At 74.3% G+C, this 4,842-nt stretch carries 4 protein-coding genes and 1 pseudogene; 2 read left to right on the top strand and 3 right to left on the bottom strand.

What is annotated here, in order from left to right; all coding sequences use genetic code 11:
* Both PV342_RS40785 and PV342_RS40790 read right to left on the bottom strand, forming a co-directional pair.
* A pseudogene (locus PV342_RS40785) lies at positions 1 to 279 on the bottom strand (hypothetical protein); the annotation flags it as partial.
* Complete coding sequence (locus tag PV342_RS40790; protein WP_400799474.1) at positions 276 to 818, bottom strand: sigma-70 family RNA polymerase sigma factor; 543 nt, start codon at positions 816 to 818, stop codon at positions 276 to 278. The pseudogene PV342_RS40785 and the gene PV342_RS40790, both read right to left, overlap by 4 nt.
* A gap of 95 nt (positions 819 to 913) precedes the next feature.
* Between PV342_RS40790 and ctaD the strand changes: the two genes are divergently transcribed.
* Entirely contained in the window at positions 914 to 2,605 is a 1,692-nt protein-coding gene (gene ctaD / locus PV342_RS40795) for an aa3-type cytochrome oxidase subunit I (RefSeq protein WP_400799471.1), read from the top strand.
* 10 nt (positions 2,606 to 2,615) lie between these two features.
* A complete protein-coding gene (locus PV342_RS40800) occupies positions 2,616 to 3,131 on the top strand; it encodes a PaaI family thioesterase (protein ID WP_500321217.1) in 516 nt (171 codons plus the stop codon).
* Positions 3,132 to 3,134: 3 nt separating this feature from the next.
* On the opposite strand, the gene PV342_RS40805 is transcribed toward PV342_RS40800, so the two are convergent.
* The coding region (locus PV342_RS40805) for a GMC family oxidoreductase (protein ID WP_500321218.1) at positions 3,135 to 4,842 on the bottom strand (1,708 nt) is incomplete at its 5' end.

The following is a 4,842-nucleotide window of genomic DNA, read 5'->3' on the forward strand; positions in this document are numbered from 1 at the left end:
GCGCGGGCTCGGGACGGGAGATGCGGAAGCCGCGCTTCGCGTAGTTGGCGGGTGCGCGCCGCCCGTCCAGGCTGCACGTGTGCACCCCCACCCGCCCGGCCGGCGCGCGGTCCGGCGGGACGCGGGCGCGGCAGCCGCTTCGGACGCGGCTTCGGCGGCCAGCAGCCGCCGCAGCCCGCGTTCGACCCGGGCGTCCGGCGGGCGGTCGCGCCAGCGCGGATCACCGGCCGGCACGGGATCGGCCCGGCGCAGCAGCTCCAGCTCCGGCTCATCGGTCATGGCCCCTCCTGGGTCACGGTCATCCCCATGCGGTCGATCTGCTCGCGGAGCCTGCGGCGCGCCCGGTGCAGGCGCATGGCGGCCGCGGAACGCCCGCAGCCGAGGGCCACCGCCAGCTCCCCGACGTCCAGCTCCTCCCAGGCGGTCAGCCGCAGCACCTCCTGGTCGGTCGCCGCGAGCCGGCCCAGCGCCTCGTGCACCCAGGAGCCGGGCGCGTCAGTGCCCGGGCTCGGGACCAGGTGCGTGCCGTGGGCCGTCTCGTGGTTCCCGATCCGGTCCAGCAGCCTGCGCCGCCGCCCCTGCCCGCGCACGCTGTTCGCCATGCAGTTGCGGGCGACGCCGTACAGCCAGGGCAGCGGGTACGAGGGGTGCTCGGCGCGGCGCCGCCAGGCGACGGCGAACACCTCCGCCACCACTTCCTCCACCTCGTCGTGCGCCGTCCGCCCGGCCGTCCGCCGGGCGACGTAGCGGCTGACCGCCCAGTAGTGCTCGCGGTAGGCAGCGGCGAACGCCTGTGACTGCGTCTCGTCCGTGCTCATGACCGCTTGGTGTCCGCCATGGGACCGATCATCACACCCCGCCGATGTGATGTTCCCCGGGTGACGCCGCGGGCGGGCCCGGACACCTACCGGGCATGAGTCTCACGTTCCCGCGACGCGCGGCGTCCGCCGTGGCATGGCTGACCACGACCGACCACAAGGCCATCGGCACGCTCTACCTCGGTACGGCGTTCGCCTTCTTCTGCGGGGGCGGGGTGATGGCCCTGCTGATGCGCGCGGAACTCGCCCGTCCCGGGCTGCAGGTCATGTCGAACGAGCAGTTCAACCAGCTGTTCACGATGCACGGCACGATCATGCTGCTGATGTTCGCGACCCCGCTGTTCTCCGGTTTCGCGAACTGGATCATGCCGCTGCAGATCGGCGCCCCGGACGTCGCGTTCCCCCGGCTCAACATGCTCGCGTACTGGCTCTACCTGTTCGGCTCGCTGATCGCGGTGGGCGGTTTCCTCACCCCGCAGGGCGCGGCGGACTTCGGCTGGTTCGCCTACGCACCGCTGTCGAGCGCGGTGCACTCACCGGGCGTGGGCGGCGACCTGTGGATCATGGGGCTGGCGCTGTCCGGCTTCGGGACCATCCTGGGCGCGGTCAACCTCATCACCACGATCATCTGCATGCGCGCCCCCGGCATGACGATGTTCCGCATGCCGATCTTCACCTGGAACGTCCTGCTCACCGGAGTGCTGGTGGTGATGGCCTTCCCGGTGCTGGCCGCGGCGCTCCTCGCGCTGGAACTGGACCGGAAGTTCGGGGCGCACATCTTCGACCCGGCGAACGGCGGGGCGCTGCTGTGGCAGCACCTGTTCTGGTTCTTCGGCCACCCCGAGGTCTACATCATCGCGCTGCCCTTCTTCGGGATCGTCAGCGAGGTCATACCGGTCTTCTCGCGCAAGCCCATGTTCGGCCACACCGGCCTGATCGCGGCGACGATCTCCATCGCCGGGCTGTCGGCGACGGTCTGGGCGCACCACATGTACGTCACCGGCGGGGTGCTGCTGCCCTTCTTCTCCTTCATGACGCTGCTCATCGCGGTGCCGACCGGCGTGAAGGTCTTCAACTGGATCGGCACGATGTGGAAGGGCTCGCTGAGCTTCGAGACGCCGATGCTCTGGGCGACCGGCTTCCTCGTCACCTTCGTGTTCGGCGGGCTGACCGGGGTGATCCTGGCGTCCGCGCCGCTGGACTTCCAGGTCTCCGACTCCTACTTCGTCGTGGCGCACTTCCACTACGTCGTCTTCGGCACGGTCGTCTTCGCCATGTTCTCCGGGCTGCACTTCTGGTGGCCGAAGTTCACCGGCAGGATGCTCGACGAGCGCCTGGGCAAGATCACCTTCTGGACGCTCTTCGTCGGTTTCCACGGCACCTTCCTCGTCCAGCACTGGCTGGGCACGCAGGGCATGCTGCGGCGCGTCCCGGACTACCTGGCGGCGGACGGCTTCACCACGCTCAACACCGTCTCGACGGTCAGCTCCTTCCTGCTGGGGCTGTCGATCCTGCCGTTCCTCTACAACGTGTGGCGGACGGCGAGGTACGGCGAGCCGGTCGGGACCGACGACCCCTGGGGCTGGGGACGTTCCCTGGAGTGGGCGACGAGCTGCCCGCCGCCGCGCCACAACTTCCGCTCCCTGCCGCGCATCCGGTCCGAGTCGCCGGCCTTCGACCTGCGCCACCCCACGCCCGCCGTGCCCGGAGCGGTGTCGGGCCCGCTGTCGGGAACGGTATCCAAGCTGCCGGATGCGCCACTCCCGGTGACCCGGTCCGACGCCTAGCGTCGGTGCCATGACGACGTACGAGGCCGCCACCGCCACCCGCTCGCGCACCCACACCTGGGAGCCGCGCCCCGAACCCACCCCCGAAGTCCTGGAGATGACCGGGCGCGAGGTCCTGCAGGGCGCCATCGACGGCCGCTTCCCCGAGGCCTCGATCATGAGCACCCTGGGCTTCCGCCTCGTGGAGGTCGGCGACGAGCGCGCGGTCTTCGAGGGCGATCCCGGGGACCACCTGCTCAACCCGATGGGCACGGTGCACGGCGGCTTCCTCGCCACCCTGCTGGACTCCGCTCTCGGCTCCGCCGTGATGAGCCGGCTCCCGGCCGGATCCGCCTACACCACCGTGCAGCTGGGGGTGCACATGATCCGGCCGGTGCTCCCCGGCGCGGCCGCGCTGCGCTGCGAGGGGGTGGCGCTCCACGTCGGACGGACGACGGCCACCGCCGAGGCGCGGGTGACCGGCGCGGCCGACGGGAAGCTCTACGCCCACGGCACGACGACCTGCGCGGTCCTCCGGACCGGCTGATCCTCAGCCGGCCGCCCGCACCGCGCCCTCGCCGACCGCCAGGGCCAGCGCCATGATGCTGAGCTGCGGGTTCACCTCGGGGCAGCTGGGCAGCGCCGAGGCGTCGGCGATCAGCACCCCGTGGACGCCGCGCAGCCGGCCCGCGGGGTCGGCGGGCGCCACCTGCGGGTCCGCGCCCAGCGCCACCGTCCCCGTGGGGTGGAAGGCCGACAGGTGCAGCTGCCGTGCCGTGACCCCCTCCAGGGCCGCCGCGAACTCCCGCCGCGTACGGGCCCGCGGGGCGGCGGGGACGCCGGTGAGGACCTCCTCGGCCCCGGCCGCGAAGAGCAGGTCGCCCATCGCGCGGACGGCGCGCAGCAGACGGCGGCCGTCGCGGGGGTCGAGGTCGTAGCGGAGCAGGGCGCCCTCGCGGCCGAGTACGCGTCCGCCGGGCCGGTCCGCGATCATCGCGCCGAGGGTGGCCAGCCGTCCGGAGTCCTCCAGTTCCGCGCGCAGTTCCCGGCCGACGCCCGGCAGCACGAACGAGCCCATGCCGGGCGGCGGCGCGGTCGCCTCGACGAGGATGCCGTCCTCGTGCAGCTCCTCCACTCCGACGCTCTGCAGCACCGAGGGCCCGCCGTCCGCGACCGGGTCGGCGAACCGCCCGGCGACGCTGGTGGCGGGGTGCACGGCCAGGTTGCGGCCGGTCCGGGGGTGCCCGCCGAGGCCGGAGCGGCGCAGCAGCGGGGGAGTGCGCAGCGCGCCCGCGGCCACCACGACCAGCGGGCTGAGGATCTCCAGCTCGCTGCCGTCCGGCCGCCGTACCGCCACCCCGCAGGCGCGCGGGCCGCCCGGCCGGTCGGGCTCGGTCAGCACCCGCCGCACATGGGCGCCGGTGACGATCCGGGCACCGGCCGCGCACGCCTGCGGCAGCACCGACAGCTGGACGCTCTGCTTCGCCCCGGACGGGCAGCCCACCACGCACTGGCACGAGCCCCGGCACCCGGGGGCGTTGCGCCGCAGGGGCGCGGCCCGCCAGCCGAGACCGTCCGCGCCGAGCAGGGCGAGGGCGCCGTTGCGGCCGAGCACGTCCCGCGGCTGGCGGGCCACCCGCAGGGTGCGCTCCACCTCGTCCAGGTACGCGCCGAAGGCCACCGGGTCCGCGAGGTCCCCGAGCCCGTACTCCTCGCGCCAGCGGGCCAGCACCCGGTCCGGAGTGCGGTAGCAGGTGCCGGAGTTGACGACCGTCGTGCCGCCGACGGCGCGCCCGGTCGGCACGACCATCGGGGGGTTGCCGAAGGCGACGGTCGCGCCGCCGTCGCGGTACAGCTCGGCGAACCGGTCGAGCGGGGCCCGGCGTCCGAACTCCGCCGTGGTGTGCCGCCGGCCCTCCTCCAGGACGACCACCCGCAGGCCCGCGCGGGCCAGGGTGCGCGCCGCCATCGCCCCGCCCGCGCCGGAGCCGACGACGACGGCGTCCGCGCGGGAGCGGTCCGGCCACTCGCCGGCGGGCACGCAGTCCAGCGGCGGGTCCTGCGGCGCCGGGGGCGCCGCGGCCCGGGGCGGCTCCGCCATCAGGCGCTCGGTGCCCGCCGCCAGCAGCACCGGCACCTTCACCACGTCGAGCAGGGGCAGCAGCGCGGGGCGAGCGGCGAGCCCCGCAAGCACCCGTTCCCGCTCCCCCGGGCCCAGCCGGTCCAGCCGCCGGCCGGTGCGCGCCGCCGTGTAGGCG

This window comes from Streptomyces sp. PA03-3a (genome assembly GCF_033792735.1).
Lineage (GTDB): Bacteria > Actinomycetota > Actinomycetes > Streptomycetales > Streptomycetaceae > Actinacidiphila.